16 protein-coding genes are annotated in these 14890 nt (G+C 69.5%); 6 read left to right on the top strand and 10 right to left on the bottom strand.

What is annotated here, in order from left to right:
* Positions 1–9: 9 nt before the first annotated feature.
* From AC07NB_RS06435 to AC07NB_RS06425, 3 genes are all read right to left on the bottom strand, one after another.
* The gene (locus AC07NB_RS06435; protein ID WP_494571785.1) at positions 10–2322 is read right to left on the bottom strand and encodes a glycosyl transferase family protein; all 2313 of its coding nucleotides are present in this window, start codon (positions 2320–2322) and stop codon (positions 10–12) included.
* 1 nt (position 2323) lies between these two features.
* Positions 2324–3451: a non-hydrolyzing UDP-N-acetylglucosamine 2-epimerase gene (gene wecB, locus AC07NB_RS06430; RefSeq protein WP_494571784.1), complete on the bottom strand. Its 1128-nt coding sequence runs from the start codon at positions 3449–3451 to the stop codon at positions 2324–2326.
* A 182-nt stretch (positions 3452–3633) separates the two neighbouring features.
* Positions 3634–4476 carry a hypothetical protein gene (locus AC07NB_RS06425; RefSeq protein ID WP_494572565.1) on the bottom strand — a complete coding sequence of 281 codons (843 nt, stop codon included), beginning with the start codon at positions 4474–4476 and terminating at the stop codon, positions 3634–3636.
* A gap of 277 nt (positions 4477–4753) precedes the next feature.
* Between AC07NB_RS06425 and AC07NB_RS06420 the strand changes: the two genes are divergently transcribed.
* On the top strand, positions 4754–5284 hold the full coding sequence (locus tag AC07NB_RS06420; protein WP_494572564.1) for an OmpA family protein: 531 nt from the start codon (positions 4754–4756) through the stop codon (positions 5282–5284).
* A 94-nt stretch (positions 5285–5378) separates the two neighbouring features.
* Complete coding sequence (locus tag AC07NB_RS06415) at positions 5379–5825, top strand: SseB family protein (protein WP_494571323.1); 447 nt, start codon at positions 5379–5381, stop codon at positions 5823–5825.
* 16 nt (positions 5826–5841) lie between these two features.
* Here AC07NB_RS06415 and AC07NB_RS06410 read toward each other — a convergent pair whose 3' ends face one another.
* Together AC07NB_RS06410 and AC07NB_RS06405 are read right to left on the bottom strand one after the other, a co-directional pair.
* Entirely contained in the window at positions 5842–6933 is a 1092-nt protein-coding gene (locus AC07NB_RS06410; protein ID WP_494571322.1) for an MrcB family domain-containing protein, read from the bottom strand.
* A gap of 140 nt (positions 6934–7073) precedes the next feature.
* A complete protein-coding gene (locus AC07NB_RS06405; RefSeq protein WP_492313972.1) occupies positions 7074–7508 on the bottom strand; it encodes a hypothetical protein in 435 nt (144 codons plus the stop codon).
* A 98-nt stretch (positions 7509–7606) separates the two neighbouring features.
* Here AC07NB_RS06405 and AC07NB_RS06400 point away from each other — a divergent pair, with 98 nt between their 5' ends.
* Positions 7607–8353: an NYN domain-containing protein gene (locus tag AC07NB_RS06400; protein WP_494571321.1), complete on the top strand. Its 747-nt coding sequence runs from the start codon at positions 7607–7609 to the stop codon at positions 8351–8353.
* Here AC07NB_RS06400 and AC07NB_RS06395 read toward each other — a convergent pair.
* On the bottom strand, positions 8350–9486 hold the full coding sequence (locus AC07NB_RS06395; RefSeq protein WP_494571320.1) for a zinc-dependent alcohol dehydrogenase family protein: 1137 nt from the start codon (positions 9484–9486) through the stop codon (positions 8350–8352). The genes AC07NB_RS06400 and AC07NB_RS06395 overlap by 4 nt on opposite strands.
* Positions 9487–9776: 290 nt before the next feature.
* On the opposite strand from AC07NB_RS06395, the gene AC07NB_RS06390 reads away from it, so the two are divergent.
* Both AC07NB_RS06390 and AC07NB_RS06385 read left to right on the top strand, forming a co-directional pair.
* Positions 9777–10214 (top strand): acyl-CoA thioesterase, encoded by a 438-nt coding sequence (locus AC07NB_RS06390; protein ID WP_492313970.1) that lies wholly within the window; start codon positions 9777–9779, stop codon positions 10212–10214.
* Between the two features lie 4 nt (positions 10215–10218).
* Positions 10219–10929 carry a hypothetical protein gene (locus AC07NB_RS06385; RefSeq protein WP_494571319.1) on the top strand — a complete coding sequence of 237 codons (711 nt, stop codon included), beginning with the start codon at positions 10219–10221 and terminating at the stop codon, positions 10927–10929.
* Between the two features lie 4 nt (positions 10930–10933).
* On the opposite strand, the gene AC07NB_RS06380 is transcribed toward AC07NB_RS06385, so the two are convergent.
* Positions 10934–11134: a hypothetical protein gene (locus AC07NB_RS06380; protein WP_291836685.1), complete on the bottom strand. Its 201-nt coding sequence runs from the start codon at positions 11132–11134 to the stop codon at positions 10934–10936.
* Between the two features lie 131 nt (positions 11135–11265).
* On the opposite strand from AC07NB_RS06380, the gene AC07NB_RS06375 reads away from it, so the two are divergent.
* On the top strand, positions 11266–12039 hold the full coding sequence (locus tag AC07NB_RS06375; protein WP_492313968.1) for a YebC/PmpR family DNA-binding transcriptional regulator: 774 nt from the start codon (positions 11266–11268) through the stop codon (positions 12037–12039).
* A 55-nt stretch (positions 12040–12094) separates the two neighbouring features.
* On the opposite strand, the gene AC07NB_RS06370 is transcribed toward AC07NB_RS06375, so the two are convergent.
* The 3 genes from AC07NB_RS06370 to AC07NB_RS06360 all read right to left on the bottom strand — a co-directional run bounded on the left by AC07NB_RS06370 (position 12095) and on the right by AC07NB_RS06360 (position 14783).
* A complete protein-coding gene (locus AC07NB_RS06370; protein WP_492313967.1) occupies positions 12095–12301 on the bottom strand; it encodes a hypothetical protein in 207 nt (68 codons plus the stop codon).
* A 9-nt stretch (positions 12302–12310) separates the two neighbouring features.
* The gene (locus tag AC07NB_RS06365; protein ID WP_494571318.1) at positions 12311–13900 is read right to left on the bottom strand and encodes a ShlB/FhaC/HecB family hemolysin secretion/activation protein; all 1590 of its coding nucleotides are present in this window, start codon (positions 13898–13900) and stop codon (positions 12311–12313) included.
* Positions 13901–13964: 64 nt separating this feature from the next.
* Positions 13965–14783 (bottom strand): hypothetical protein, encoded by an 819-nt coding sequence (locus tag AC07NB_RS06360; RefSeq protein WP_494571317.1) that lies wholly within the window; start codon positions 14781–14783, stop codon positions 13965–13967.
* Positions 14784–14890 lie beyond the last annotated feature (107 nt).

Genomic DNA, 14890 nt, shown 5'->3' with positions numbered 1-14890 from the left:
CTCGGGGGGTCAGACGGGTTCGTGACGGGGGTCGGGCAGGGATTCGGGCGGCGCGCTTCTCAGCGCCTCAGCCAGATGTTCGTTCAGCCAGCGCGCGCTGCGCTGGTCCTTCAGGGCGGTTTCGATATCGGCGGCCGAGACCATGTTCAGCCGGGTCAGGGTCTCGCCCAGCGAGCGGCCGTCGGCGCGCGACGCCGCCAGCGCGGTCTGCAGGTCGGCGTGGGTGATGCGGCCCTGACGGATCAGGATGTCGCCCAGCCGCGCATAGCCGGCCCGCACCGAACGCCACAGCATGGCCTCACGCGAGGCGTCTAGGCGGCCGGCCGCCCGCATCCGCGTCAGCTGCTCGCGCACGCCGGGGAAGGGATCCTCGCCCCAGGCGAAGCGGATCGCGAAGGCGATGTCGCTGAGCGGCGCGAACAGGAAGCGCACGCCGCGCACGCCCTGCTGGCCGAAACGCTTTTCCAGCGCCGTGCGCTGGTCGGAGGGCAGGGGCTCGGCCAGGGCCACGTCCAGATTGGTCCCGGTGCGGCGCAGCGGCACGGCCCCGTACCGCGCGGCCTCTTCCGGCGTCAGCAGGTTCAGCACCGCGGGGTCGATCTGGAAGGGATCGAAGATCGAGGCGTAGGTCTCGCCGCGCTCGGCGAAGGCCTCGGCCAGATGGTCGTCCTCGACCGTGCCGAGATCGAGCAGCAGCAGGCCGAGCGGGCGGTAGTCGGCCTTCTGGGCCTCGAGTGCGGCGGTCAGGTCCGCCTCGCTCACGTGGTTCCAGAAGCGCAGGGTGTCGCCCAGCCGACCCGAACCCTGCTGCAGTTCCGACAGTGACGGATAGGCGTGCTGGGTCTTGTCCCAGGCGATCGGTCGGCCGGTCATCAGATGGCTGATCCACTGGCGCGAGGCCCGCCAGAAGGCGCCGAACGAGATCAGGTTGGAGGTCACGATCCGCACCGGCGTCAGCGGCACATGCTTCAGGCCGTGATTGATCCCGGTGAACCAGGCGCGGTGCAGGATGCGATTGACCAGGAACAGGAAGTTGATCGTCACGATCACCCAGACCCAGTGCCGGTCGATCACCGGCGGCAGGTTCACGGCCTCCGGCCAGATCATCTCGACCAGCAGCAGGCCGAGCAGCTGCACCACGATCACATAGCCGAACATGCCCACCGGGGCGGTGAACAGGGCCTTGCGGTCGCGGAACAGGTAGTAGCGGTTCACCAGTCCGCCGAACCATCCCAGCTGGGCCCAGCCCATGATGGAGATGCCCAGGGTCCACCGCGCCTTCTGCCGGACGCTGTAGAAGAATTTGTGCGGGAAGAACTCCTTGGTCGACACCAACTCGCGGCGCTGGATGTCCACCATCCCCTTGCGGAACCAGGCCTTCCTCTGACGCGGCACCCGGGCGTGGTAGCGCACGAACATCGACGGATACCCCAGCGCGCTCAGCCGGTGGGCGACGTCATAGTCCTCGGTCAGGCTGTCGGTGTTGAACGGCTGGCCGTCCTTTTCCTCGACCAGCGCCATCATGGCCTGGCGATGGAAGGCGGTGGCCACGCCCGCCGACGGAGTCATGCGGGCCAGGGCCGAGCGGACGGGCAGGTCCTTCGTGTGGAACTCGGCGAACTCGTCCATGTAGTGGCAGGCGACGAGGTTGGTCCATTTGCGGTCCATGGACAGGACCGGCATCTGGATCATGGCCGCCTCGTCGACGAACCAGTTGACCGTCTTCAGGCCGAACGGGTGCACCACGTCCTCGGCGTCGTGCATCAGGAAGGCGCCGAACTTCTGGCCGCTCTTCTCCTCGTACAGAAGGATGTTCTGCACGATCCAGTTCAGGCAGTCGGCCTTGGAAGTCGGGCCGTCGTGCGGCACCTCGGCCCGATGCACGTTGGGGAAGCGCTGACGCACCTTCTCGACCTCGCGCCGGGTCTCCGGGTCGTTGGCGTAGACCCCCACGAAGATGTGGTAGCGGCTGTAGTCGAAGGTGTTGTTGGTGTTGGCCACCATGCTGGCGATGACGTCCGACTCCTGCCAGGCGGGCACCATGATGGCGATCAGCTTCTCGGGCTCGCGTTCCAGCAGGGCTTGCGGCGCCGGCCGCTCCCAGAAGGTGCAGAACCGCACCAGCAGTCCCCACCAGTAGGCGAGATCGATCAGCAGATCGTCCAGCGAGCTGATCAGGATCAGCACCGCCGAGATGATCACCGCCCAGCGCAACACCTCCCAGTAGCCCAGGACGAAGGCGTACAGGTCCGCGCCCGTCGGCAGGAACGCCGTCAGGAGGTTCAGCCAGTACCCGAGGGTGATGGCCAGGACGGGAGACATGTCAGACCGCCGCCCGGATCTGTTCGCCGCCCGGCGCCTTGGCCGGGCTCCAGCGCGAGACGACGTCGGCGATACGCCCGGCCGCGAAGCCGTCGCCGAACGGGCTGATCGCGCGGACCATCTGCATCCGCTGGGGTTCGTTGGTCAGCAGGGCGGTGGCGGCCTCGACCACGTCGTCCGTCCGCGCGCCGACCAGCTTGGCCACGCCCGCCTCCACCGCCTCGGCCCGTTCGGTGGCGTCGCGCAGCACCAGAACCGGCACGCCAAGAACCGGGCCTTCCTCCTGCACCCCGCCGGAGTCCGAAAGGACCAGGGTGGCGCTCTTCAGGTGCGCGAGGAAGCCGAGGTAGTCCAGCGGCTCGACGATGCGGATGCGGTCCTGGTTCACCAGGGCCGCGTCGACACGACCGCGCAGCGCCGGGTTGGCGTGGGCCGCGAAAACGATCTCGATATCGGACACCTGGTCGCGAATCCGGAGCAGCGCGGCCAGAACCTGTTCCAATTCGGGACCCCAGTTCTCGCGCCGGTGCACGGTGACCAGCACCAGGCGCAGGCCATCGGTCAGCGGGACGGGCGTCACGCGGGCGCCCGACAGCCGAACGGCGTCGATTCCGGTGTTGCCGGTCATGTGGATTCGGTGCTGGGACACGCCCCCGCGCAGCAGGTTCCGGACCGCGGCTTCGGTCGGGGCGAAATGCAGGTCGGCCAGCTGACCGACGACGCACCGCCAGCCCTCCTCGGGGAAGGGTTGCTCCAGGTCGAAGGTGCGCAGGCCGGCCTCGACGTGGCCGATCGGAATCCGCCGGGCGAAGCCCGCCATGGCCCCGGCCGCCGTGGTCGAGGTGTCGCCCTGCACCAGCACCAGCTGTGGGGCCAGGCGGCCCAGAACGTCATCCAGCCGGTCCATGATCTGGGCGAAGCGTCCGCCCAGGGTGCGCTCCGGCGAGGGCGGGTCCAGCCGGATCTCCGGCGTGATTCCGAAAGTCTCCAGCGCCTGCGCGTTCAGGGAGCCCTGCTGCTCGGTGGAGATCCACACGGGCTCCAGCCCGGGCACGGCGCCCAGCGCGGCTCGAACCGGCGCCAATTTGACGACTTCAGGACGAGTGCCTGCAAGTATAGCGATCTTCACAACCAGCCCCACAACCTTATCGAGAGGTCTCGATCGTCGCGGTGTGCAACTCTCGCGCCCAACAGAGGCTGAGGGTCTTGTTGTCCGCCGTTCATCTACACGAACCCCCTCAGGCCCGGGCGGGCGTCTAGCCGGGGTAGGCGACCAGACCGCGGCTGCCTCAAGACCGCTTTACGGCAGCTTCACCGTTGCCTCAGCAGATCGTTCCACCGCCAGCTTCCGGTCCCCAGCACCACCCGCGCCGCGCCGGGGGCGTCGCTCATGGTGATCAGGACCAGGCCGCGCATGGTCTCGCGGCGGCAGGCCTGGGGGGCGAAGGCGACCTCCAGGGCGATGGCCTGACGCACGCCCGCCAGTCCCTTGCCCGACTGCCCCGGGGTCTGGCGCCAGTCGCCGTCCCAGACCAGCAGGGCCCGGCCCGGACCGGCGGCGCTATGGGCGCTGGCGATGGCCGCGCGCACATCGGCGTCGCCGCGCAGGGCGTTCTGGAGCTCGCGCACCATGTCGCAGCCGCCGCCGTCCCCGGAACCGCCGCCTCCGCCGCCCGCACCGCCCGCGCCTCCGGCTCCGCCGCCGGATCCCGCGCCGGCCCGCAGCGCTCCGGCCAGCTGGGCCTCGCCCACGGTCGGCATCGGAAGGGCGGGCGGCGCTTCAGGCGCTGCGGCGGGCAGGGGGACGGACGCCATCCGCGGCGTCGGCGGGGCCGGGCGCACGCGCAGGGGCGGGCGCGGCGCCGGCGGCCTGGGCGGGGCGGGCGCGGGATCAGGCGGTCCGGCGGGCGGCGTCGGCGTCTCCGCCTTCGGGCCGGGCGGCGGCGGCGCCTCGGTCGGCGCTGGCGGCGGCGGCGGGGGTTTCGGCGGCGGGATCAACTCCACCAGGATCGCCGGCGGCTCGACCGGCGCCGGCAGGGCGCCCGGATCGCCGCTGGCCGCGAACAGAACCGGCAGCAGGGCGGCGTGGGCCAGCACCGCGACCGCCGTCGCGCCGACCCTTCCGCCGTTTCGCCGTCGCCTCGCTTCGCGCATCCGATCTCCGGAACGATGTTAGATGAAAATCGCTGCCTCGATGATGAGTCGCGCCTCGCGTCAGCATCATGGCGCCGCACTACAAGTTGAAAGCAAGCTTTACCGTAAGAGATGACAGAGTATCTCGATGCAATAAATCGCATAGCTTCCATTCGTCTCATGCAACCTCATTCGCCGTTCGTCGTTGGGCAACCTGTGCTGGGCGGCTCGCGCGACAACCGGACCATGGCGCACCGGACCATTGATGGAGAGACTCTTGATCAGATCGAAACTCAGGATGGCCGCGGCCGCAGGCGTTCTTCTGGCCGTGGGCGTCGCCGCCTCGGGCTGCGCCAGCCACCGCTTCGTGCGCGATCAGACCGCCGTGGTCGATGCGCGCGTCACCACGGTCGAGGGCACCGCCGGCGAAGCGCTCGCCCGCGCCAACTCGGCCCACAAACTGGCCGAGGGCAAATTCCTGTACGAGGTCGTCCTGTCGGATGACTCGGTGAAATTCCCGACCGACATGCACGGTCTCTCGCCCGAGGCGGAACAGCGTCTTTCCGAATTCGCCCAGCGCCTGACCAGCGAGAACCAGAACGTCTATCTGGAGATCCAGGGCTATACCGACAGCGTCGGCGACGCCGCGCACAACGACCAGCTCGGCGAGGCCCGGGCCGAGGCCGTGCGCCGCTTCCTCAGCCGTCGGGGCGTGGCCCTGAACCGCATGGCGGCCATCTCGTACGGCGAGGAATCGCCGGTGGCCTCCAACGACACCCCCGAGGGCCGCGCCCAGAACCGGCGCGTGACCATCGTCGTCCTGGCGTAAGCCGCACGACGACGGACTTTCCCGGCGGCCGCGCGGTTGACGCCGCGCGGCCGTTCCCGTCTGTGTGTCGGCCCGCCTGTAGCCGAGTCCGACCATGACTGACGCCCTCAACCTCGCCTTCACCGACAGCCCGCTGAACCCGCTCGAGGTCGCCCTGAACGACAGTCTGGCGCCGCCCGCGGACATGGGCCTGTTCGAGGCCCTGCTGCTGGGCGAGGACCTGTTCGCCGTGCCCCAGCCGGACAGCGTCGGCGCCGGTCTTTCCGAGGGCGCCCAGATGATCAGCCCGGGGCAGGAGCTGATCCTGCGCGGCCTGCGCATGAAGGACGGCCGCGACACGGTCGCCCTCTTCACCGATCCCCAACGCGTCGCCCAGGTGTTCGGCGCCGACGCCGCCTTCATCGCCATCCAAGGCCGCCACCTGTTTGAACTGCTGCAGGACGCGGTGATCCTGATCAACCCGGCCGGCGGTCGCGGCGTGATGATGACCCCGGACCAGATCCGGGCCATTCTGGCTCGGGCTCCGGCGCGGATGGGGTAGGGGCCGCCGGCCGGGCCTAGACCAGCCGGTATTCATAGCTGGTGGGGCTCAGGCGATCGTCCTCCAGAAGCCACGGCGAAAGAACCAGAAGCGTCCCGCCCGAGGCGGACACGCCGTCCTTCCCCAGCTTGACGCCATGCACGACGAGGAGCGCGTTCAGCGGATGGGACGCGCGATGCAGCGCCACCTCGTTCCGCGTGACCAGGATGCTCTTGGGGCCCGCGGTCGTGCCCTTGACCTCGATGACCCAGTCCTCGCCGTCGCGCTGGGCGCGAAAGTCGCAGCTGTCGGTGGATGAGACGTCGGTGAAGGTGAACCCTTCCTGCGAAAGCCATTCCTCGGCGACGCGCATCGCGCGCAGTTCGACCGCCGTCTTGGCCGCGGTGTCGAGGCCCCATCCCTGTCCGCGCTGAGGTGGTTTGAACGGCGCCGCCATCTCCTCCGCCAACTGCAGGATGTGGACGACTTCCGCACTGGAGGAGCCGGGCGTGATCCCCGCCTCGTCGGCGCGATAGAGTTTGGCCAGCGCGCCGGAAAACAGAATGAGATCGCCGACCAGCGCCTCGTCGGCGGGTATCGATCCGTCGGCGTAGAATTTCGAGAACAGGGCCGTTCGTTCGTAGGCCGCCGCCAGATGCTGCCGGCCCAGAACGACGCCGGCCTGCACCGCCTCATCGTGGGCCAGGTCGTTCCTCACGACGGAGCGTCCCCAATCGACCAGCTCAGCGGCTTCGCCTCGGCCCAGGCTTTTGAATTGTCGGCCTTCCCCGGTCGTAGATCCGTGGATCAGGCACAGGGAGACGCCGGCGCCGTCCGGATGGAAGAGATAGCTGATGGACCAGCCCTTGGTCGGGGCCGGCGCCATTCTCCTGGAATAGAGCCTGACCCACGGGATGACGGCCTTGCGGCCCGAGCCGTCGCTGCCCCGGACTTCCAGATCGTCCCCGTAGCGTCCCAACACCCGCGCGATTTCAAGACGCCACTCGTTTATCTCCAGCCGCAGGGTGTCGCGAACCAACTCACCCCTCAGCGCCATGGCCGGCGTGCCGACCGACGAATGTTCGTGCTGGAGCGAGATGATGGATTGCAGGATCGACGAGAGTGACATGCGCCTTTGCGCGCCTCCCCCGCGCCCTCGGCGGGTTCCTATCTCAGGTAGGAAGCAAACCTATCCGCCTACTCTAGGTTAGGCATGGCGCGAGGGGGGACAGCAACAGGTTTTAGTCGGCCTGAGGTGTCTTCACCGCCCTAACGCTTCCTGAACCGCGTCGCCTCGGCCGCCATCTTCGATCCCCAGTCGTCGCCGCGGTCGTCCGGGCCCGGTTCGGGCTGGAAGGGCAGTTCGCCGGCGACGCCGCGCATGGCCAGCGCCAGCGGCAGGGTCCAGTGGGCCAGCATGCGCAGGGGCTTGCGCTTGGCGTCCGCGACATCCCAGCCCTCGGCCTCGAAGGCGTCGGCCAGGTCGAAGCCGGTGAGGCGCTCGATACCGTCCCAGTCGGCGGGCAGGGCCACGGCCTCCGCCTCGTCCGGGGTCAGGCCGAAGGCGGCCTTCGCCGCCTCGGCGATCTCGGGGAATTCGTCGCGCGTGTCGGGGTCGGCGAGGCGCGGCTTCATCAGCGCCTTCATCTCCAGGGCGTCGAGGCCCGGCAGGTCGATCAGGCGGCGCAGGGGAGCTTGGGTCATGGGCGCGGTGTAGCGTGTCGGGCTCAAGGACGACAGAGAGGAGGCGACAGCGGCGGCGAAGAGGTGGAGGATGGGCTCCCCTTCGCCGAGATCATTTCATGCCCGCTTCCGACGCCGCCAAGCCGCCCCGCCTCGCCGTGCTGATCGACGCCGAGAACGCCTCGGCCCGGATCGCCGAGGCCCTGTTCACCGAGATCGCCACCTTGGGCGAGGCCTCGGCGCGGCGCATCTACGGCGACTTCTCCAGCGCTCAGCTGGCCGGATGGACGCGGGTCCTGGCCCGCTTCGCCATCCAGCCGCAGCAGAATTTCGCCAACACCAAGGGCAAGAACTCCGGCGATATCGCCCTGGTGATCGACGGCATGGACCTGCTGCATTCGGGCCGGTTCGACGGCTTCTGCCTGGTCTCCTCGGACGCCGACTTCACCCGGCTGGCGTCGCGGATCCGCGAGGAGGGGGTCGATGTCTACGGCTTCGGCGAACAGAAGACGCCCGAGAGCTTCCGGCAGGCCTGCACCCGCTTCATCTACACCGAGAACCTCAGCGCCCCCGCCGCCGAGGGTTCGGTCGCCGCGCCGGCGGGCAAGACGGCGCCCGCGCCGTCCGTGCGCCGCAAGCCGTCCGAGGCCGCGCGCCTGATCGCCTCGGTCATCGCCGACATGGACGAGGACGGCGACGGCTGGGTGACGGTCGGCGGCATCGGCAACCGGCTGCGCAACGCCTATCCCGACTTCGATCAGCGGTCCTACGGCCACGCCAAGCTGTCGGACCTGATCCGCGCCACCGGCCGCTTCGATGTGGAGACCGGCCAGGGCGGCGCGATGCGGGTGCGCGACAAGGCCTAGAAGCGGACGACGGTCCGCACGGCCTTGCCCGCGTGCAGGTCGTCAAAGGCGGCGTTGATGTCCTCAAGCGCGACGACGCCGGTCAGCAGCCGGTCGACCGGCAGACGGCCCTCGCGGAACAGGGCGATGTAGCGGGGGATGTCGCGCGACGGGATGGCCGTGCCGATATAGCTGCCCTTCAGGGTCCGCTCCTCGGCGACCAGATTGACGACGTTGACCGCCAGCGCCGCCTCGGGCGGGGGCAGGCCGGCGGTGACCGTGGTCCCGCCCCGGCGGGTCATCTTCCACGCCGCCTCCAGCGCCCGGACCGAGCCGGCCATTTCCAGGACCACGTCGGCGCCGCCGCCGGTCAGGGCGCGCACCTGTTCGACGGCGTCGGCGTCCGCGGCGTTGACGGTGAGGACGGGGCCGAGGGAGCGGGCCAGCGCCAGCTTGTCCTCGGACAGGTCCACGGCCACGACGGGGCTGGCGCCGCTGGCCAATGCGCCCAGCACCGACGCCAGGCCGACGCCGCCCAGACCGACCACGGCCACCGACTGCCCGGCCTTGACCTGCGCGGTGTTCACGACGGCCCCGACCCCGGTCAGGACGGCGCAGCCGAACAGGGCGGCGTGCTCGAACGGCAGGTCGGCCGGGACCTTGACCAGCGACCGGCGCGAGACGACCGCGCGGTCTGCGAATGCGGAGCAGCCGAGGTGATGGTGCAGGTCGCTCTCGGGGCCGTGCAGGCGGACGCCGCCGCCCAGCAGTTCGCCCTTGCCGTTGGCCGCCGCGCCGGGCTCGCACAGGGCCGGGCGGCCGCCGGCGCAGGGCTGGCAATGGCCGCAGCTGGGCATGAAGACCATGACCACATGGTCGCCGGGCCGCAGGTCGTCGACGCCGGGGCCGACCGCCTCGACCACGCCGGCCGCCTCATGGCCCAGCGCCATCGGCATGGGGCGGGGCCGGTCGCCGTTGATGACGCTGAGGTCCGAGTGGCACAGGCCCGCCGCCCGGACCGCCACGAGGACCTCTCCGGCGTCCGGCGGGTCCAGGGTGACGGTCTCGATCGCCAGCGGACGGCTGTCGGCATAGGGGCGGGCGGCGCCCATGGTGCGGAGGACGGCGGCGCGGGTCTGGATCGGCGTGCTCATGACCAGACGCTAGACCATTTTCGCTTCGGGCCGGAACGGCCCGAATCCAGAAAATGGTCCAGCATTAAACTGGACCGAAATCTGGGTTGAGTTGGGCCCTGCCCAACCCAACCGATTTCGGTTCGGGCGCTTGACGCGGCGTCCGCCAAGCCCGAGCGTCGGTATCGGAAGTCGGCGCAGACCGGCTCCGAGGGACGAACGACCACACAGCGCGGCGCACTCATCCTGCGCTCAAGCAGCGAGGCGCCGCGCGCCGAGCGGTAGCGCACCTAAAAGAGGGAAGGGACTTAATGACCGGGACCATCGAACGCACGAAGCGCGGCGATTACCGCCGCTTCCAGCAGATCTCGACGCGCTGGATGGACAACGACGTCTACGGCCACGTGAACAATGTGGTCTATTATTCGTGGTTCGACACGGCGGTGAACCGGCTGCTGGTGGTCAACGGCGTGCTGGACATCCACGAGGGCACGACCATCGGCCTGGTGGTCGAGACGGGCTGCCGGTACTTCTCGCCGACGGCCTTCCCGGACGAGATCGAGGCCGGGGTGCGGGTGGCGCACGTGGGCTCAAGCTCGGTCCGCTACGAGATCGGCCTGTTCCGCAACAACGAGCAGGAGGCCGCCGCCGTCGGCTATTTCGTCCACGTCTATGTCGACCGAGAGACCAAGCGGCCGGTGCCCGTGGACGAGAAGATGCGCGGCTTCCTTGAGAGCCTGAAGAGCTGACCGGATGAAGAGCACGGCCCTCGCGCTTCTCAAGAAGGCCGAGACGGTGCTGCAGGAAAGCCGTGACGCTCGCGGGGAATGGCTCGCGTACAGAACCTCGCTTGCGCGTTCAGAGGCCGTGAAACGCTCGCTGGCCGAGGTGGACGCCGCGATCAGGCAGGCCCTCGCTAGCCACGCGGAGATGATGCGGGCCTATACGGACCTGGACGACGCCCTTGCGGCCATTAGCCGGGCGTCAGCCAGTACGCTGCCGCCACAAGGTGCGGAGGCCGGGGCGGTGGACCGGATGCAGATCGAGACCCTGTCTCGCGCTGACGCCGCGTTTGGACTCGCGCTCGACACGGCGGCGTTTCGTGTCGCTCAGGAGTGCGGACGTCTCGCCTCGGTCCTGGCGCCCAACGACAGCCAGACGCTGACTTCGCTGATCGATTCACTGGTGCGGAACGGCGCTGACGCCGCGGCCAACTTCACCCCGATCGGGAATTTCATCGCGATCTCGAAGGCTGTGCAGAGGGCGGCCGACGATATCGCCAATCACGTCTCCAAGCCCTGGCCGGTGGAGATCGTGCTGGCGGATGGATGGTTCAGCCTGTCTGATCGCCTGAAAGACCAGTTGGTTGAATGCGACAACTGGAACAAGCTCGTGGAGGCCGACCTCACATACCGGAGACATTCCATCCAGAACTCCGCCCTTTTCGGGACGGCGAGCGAATAGCGTCTCAGTCGTCCAGGCGGCCCATCAGGGCCAGGGCGCCGACGGCGGTCAGCACACCGAGCGCAAAGGCGCCGATGACGGCGCCGGTGGCGACGGCGGTCGGCACGGTGACGGGGCGGGCTTCGTACCACTCGACGATGTCGGCCTCATGCAGGTCGTCGTCGTGATAGCCCTCGGCTGCATAGATGGCGTCTTCGGCGGTCATGTCGGGGCTCCGTCTGCTGATCCGAAATGCCTGTAAAGCTCTACAGGTTCCTGAATCGTGACACCGCCGCCGCCTTCGGCTAGATCGCGGCTCCGACTTTCGACCCTTTGAGACGACCAGAGACCGAACCCATGGCCGGCCATTCCAAGTTCAAGAACATCATGCACCGCAAGGGGCGCGCCGACGCTCAGCGTTCCAAGCTGTTCTCCAAGCTGTCGCGCGACATCACGGTCGCCGCCAAGTCGGGCATGCCCGACCCCGCCATGAACCCGCGCCTGCGTCTGGCGGTGAACAACGCCAAGGCCGAAAGCCTGCCCAAGGACGTCATCCAGCGCGCCATCAACAAGGCCTCGTCGGGCGATGTCGATACGATGGAAGAGGTCCGCTACGAGGGCCGCGGCCCGGGCGGCGTCGGAATCATCGTCGAAGCCCTGACTGACAACCGCAACCGCGCCGCCTCCAACATCGGCGCCGCCTTCAAAAAGAACGGCGGGGCGCTGAGCGAGATGAACTCGGTCGCCTTCATGTGGGATCGCGTCGGCCAGATCATCTACAAGGCCGAGGCCGGCACCGAGGACGCCGTCATGGAAGCCGCCATCGAGGCGGGCGCCCAGGACGTCGAGAGCGATCTGGTCAAGCCGGACATCTATGAGGACGCGCCCGGCCATACCATCTGGACCGCCTTCGAGGATCTGAACGAGGTGGCCGAGGCCATGTCCAAGGTGCTGGGCGACCCGAAGTCGACCGCCATCGTCTGGAAGCCCCAGTCGGAGGTGCCGGTCACCGGCGAAGCCGTCGGCACCCTGCTAAAGCTGCTCGACGCGCTGGACGCCGAGGACGACGTGCAGAACGTCTATTCGAACGAGGACATCTCGGACGAAGACGCCGCCAAGTACGCGGGCTGACCCCGTACGCCGTCCAGCAGACGGCGCCTGAGGGGAAGCGGCGGGGCTTCTCTCTCTAGACGATGTAGGGCGACTTTTCCTCCAGCCAGCCGGAGTCATGGCTGATCGGCCGGCCCGGGCGGCGCAGGCGGATCATGCTGTGCAGGGCGTCGCTCAGCGCCATCAGCTGTTCGTCCGACAGTTCCACGGCGGCGCGGATCACCTCAGCCTTCAGGGCGGTGAATGTCTCAGGACAGAGGCCGCGTTCGGGCGGGGAAGTCATGACGTTGTCCTAGAAGCGGGCGGTGACGGCGAAGCCGAAACGGGATCGGGCGCCCGAAGGCCGCGGATCATCGACGGCGCGGGCGCCCTCCAGCTCCACCATGACCTTGTCGGCGACGGCGATGCGGACGCCGCCGCCGGCGGACATCAGGCTGTCGGACCGTTCGGCGAAGGGGCCGCGGGCGTTGACCATGACCTCGCCGCCATCGGCGAAGGCATAGAGCTCGCTGCCGGCGAACGGGCGGGGGACGAAGGCGGGGCGCCAGGCGGTCTCGATCTTGGCGCCGTAGCCGCTGTCGCCGACCAGCAGGCCCGATCCGAAGCCGCGGCCGAAGTCGGTCCCGCCCAGGCTGAACAGCTCGGCGGTCGGGGTGCGGTCTTGCGAATACTGCGCGGCGACAGCCCCGCTGACCCGGATGCTCCGGCCGAAGGCGCGGGCCCCGTCGACGCGGCCGTTGAGTTTGGTGAAATCGGCGTCGGTGAAGCCGTCGACTTCGGCGCCCAGGCCGTCGACACCGCGGCTGATCGTCAGGCTGGCGTTGAGGGTCGAGCCTGTCCCGATCTGGCCGAAGGCGGCGGAGGCGCGCAGGGCGCGGGTCTTCTCGGTCGCGCGCAGATTGCCGAACACGGCGTTGTCGCTGTCCAGGCTGTCCAGCCCGGCGCTGAGCACCAGGTTGCGGCGATAGCTGCGGATCATCGGCCAGCTGAGGACGGCGCCCAGGGTGGTGGCGTCGCCGTCCGCGCCCTCGACCCGGGTGCGCAGCCGCCCGGAGGCCAGCGTCACCGCCATCCCGTCCGCGCCGATCGGCTGGCGGTGGGACAGGCTCAGGAACTGGAACCGGTCGGGGTCGGTCGGGACGGTCAGGGCCAGCCGCGTCTGGTCGCCCATCCGCCAGCCCCCGTTCAAGGTCACCGCGCCGGTGACCTGGGTCCGGCCCAGCGTCCGGGAGCCGCGATTATTGATGTCGGTCTCGAACACCCAACGGCTGAAGTCGACGTCGAAGCCCAGATCGGTGGCGCCGGGCGTCGCCGACGGCGCGCTCTCCAGCGTCGTCTTCGCCCCGGGGATGTCGGCGATCAGCGACAGGTAGCGTTCAGCCGTCTCGCGGGTCAGCGGCGCCTCGGCGGCCAGCCGCCCGGCGTAACGGCGCATCAGATCCACGCTCGGCCGGGTGTCGCCATAGATGGCCACGCGGCCGACCCGGCCCGGCGCGGCGGTGATGCGCAGCAGGCCCGTGGCCGACTCGCGGGTGTCGATGGAGACGATGGGCAAGGCGGCCCGGCGCGACAGGGTCGTGCTGACCGCGGCGCGCAGCCGGGCCAGGCCGTCGGCGTCGAGGGTCTGGCCGATGAAGGGATCGACCGCGGCGCGGATCTCGTCCGCGGCCACGGGCGGCGTCCGGATATCGACGGCGCGCAGCACGAACGGGGCGACCGGCGCATCGGCGCCTTCCGCCTCGGCGGGGGTCGGGGTCGGGGGCGGGGGCTGTTCGGGCAGGGGCTGGCTGCGGTCCAGCCGGCCGCGATCGACGATCAGTCCATCCTGGGGACCGTCGGGGGCTGTCATCAGAAGAGCGGCCAGCACGGCGGGGGCGATCATTCACGACATCCTTGCAAGGGACGAGAGGCGGGCGGCGTCGAAAGGCGACGCCGCCCGTCCATTCTCAGTGGCCGCCGCCGGGGCGCAGGCCGCCCAGCAGGCCGCCGACCGGGTTGGCTCCGCCCGTCGCGCCGCCGTTCAGCAGCCCGCCGACCGTGCCGGTGACGCCGCCGAGGACGCCGCCGACGGGATTGGTCCCGCCCGTGGCTCCCGGCGCGCCGCTGACTCCGACGCCGACCGGCTGTCCGTTCGACAGGATGTTGCCCGTCACCGCCGTGCCGGAGGCTCCGGTGGGCGACAACACGTTCAGATCAATGGCCGGATTGCCGCTGCCGGAACCGACGACCTGATGACTGCCGACCGTGAGCCCCAGCAGTCCGGTGGCCGGACCCGAGGCGTTGGTCACCGGCGTATTCGGCGTGCCGGCGCCGACCGTGGCGATCTGCCCGCCGGACAGGACGCCGACCGTGGCGACCGAGCCTGTCTGCTGTGTCGGAGACAGGACGCTGACGCCGAGCGGGCCGCCGGTTCCACCTTGGCCGAGGACCGTGCGGTCGCCGACGGTGACGCGGCCCAAGGGGTCGGTCAGGCCGGTCAGGCCGGTGGTCTCGCCCAGATCGCTCAGGCCGCCGACCAGTCCGCCGCCGATGCCGCCGGGCGCGCCCGGGGTTCCGGGACCTCCGGGCGTACCGGGAGGGCCGGACGGTCCGGGTTCGCCTGGAGCGCCCGGAGCGCCCGGAGCGCCTTGTCCGCCGTCGGAGCCGAAGCCGCCTCCGCCGCCGAGTGAGTATGATCGGTTTCCGTTGCAGCCCGCCACCATGAGCGCCGCGGCGATGCCGCAGCAGATCAAGGCGTTGGGAGCGCTAAAGGTTGTGTGACCCATGGTATTCTCCTTTCCCGAGCCGAAAAAGGAGCGATCCCCCAGGTGGTTCCCTTGGGGTTCCAAGTAATCACTCATTCGTGATCAGGTTAGGAAATTGTTAATACTAT

This window comes from Brevundimonas sp. GW821-FHT09G01, assembly GCF_059416065.1.
The sequence above is the reverse complement of the archived record's forward strand: the minus strand, read 5'-3'. Positions and strand labels throughout refer to the sequence as shown.

Bases quoted from the DNA above. Each gene is read 5' to 3' on its own strand.
- AC07NB_RS06395 (WP_494571320.1), bottom strand. From the start codon at position 9,486: ATGAGCACGCCGATCCAGACCCGCGCCGCCGTCCTCCGCACCATGGGC.
- AC07NB_RS06375 (WP_492313968.1), top strand. From the start codon at position 11,266: ATGGCCGGCCATTCCAAGTTCAAGAACATCATGCACCGCAAGGGGCGC.
- AC07NB_RS06390 (WP_492313970.1), top strand. From the start codon at position 9,777: ATGACCGGGACCATCGAACGCACGAAGCGCGGCGATTACCGCCGCTTC.
- AC07NB_RS06410 (WP_494571322.1), bottom strand. From the start codon at position 6,933: ATGTCACTCTCGTCGATCCTGCAATCCATCATCTCGCTCCAGCACGAA.
- AC07NB_RS06435 (WP_494571785.1), bottom strand. From the start codon at position 2,322: ATGTCTCCCGTCCTGGCCATCACCCTCGGGTACTGGCTGAACCTCCTG.
- AC07NB_RS06425 (WP_494572565.1), bottom strand. From the start codon at position 4,476: ATGCGCGAAGCGAGGCGACGGCGAAACGGCGGAAGGGTCGGCGCGACG.
- AC07NB_RS06400 (WP_494571321.1), top strand. From the start codon at position 7,607: ATGCCCGCTTCCGACGCCGCCAAGCCGCCCCGCCTCGCCGTGCTGATC.
- AC07NB_RS06380 (WP_291836685.1), bottom strand. From the start codon at position 11,134: ATGACCGCCGAAGACGCCATCTATGCAGCCGAGGGCTATCACGACGAC.
- AC07NB_RS06360 (WP_494571317.1), bottom strand. From the start codon at position 14,783: ATGGGTCACACAACCTTTAGCGCTCCCAACGCCTTGATCTGCTGCGGC.
- AC07NB_RS06365 (WP_494571318.1), bottom strand. From the start codon at position 13,900: ATGATCGCCCCCGCCGTGCTGGCCGCTCTTCTGATGACAGCCCCCGAC.
- AC07NB_RS06385 (WP_494571319.1), top strand. From the start codon at position 10,219: ATGAAGAGCACGGCCCTCGCGCTTCTCAAGAAGGCCGAGACGGTGCTG.
- AC07NB_RS06370 (WP_492313967.1), bottom strand. From the start codon at position 12,301: ATGACTTCCCCGCCCGAACGCGGCCTCTGTCCTGAGACATTCACCGCC.
- AC07NB_RS06415 (WP_494571323.1), top strand. From the start codon at position 5,379: ATGACTGACGCCCTCAACCTCGCCTTCACCGACAGCCCGCTGAACCCG.
- AC07NB_RS06405 (WP_492313972.1), bottom strand. From the start codon at position 7,508: ATGACCCAAGCTCCCCTGCGCCGCCTGATCGACCTGCCGGGCCTCGAC.
- AC07NB_RS06420 (WP_494572564.1), top strand. From the start codon at position 4,754: ATGGCCGCGGCCGCAGGCGTTCTTCTGGCCGTGGGCGTCGCCGCCTCG.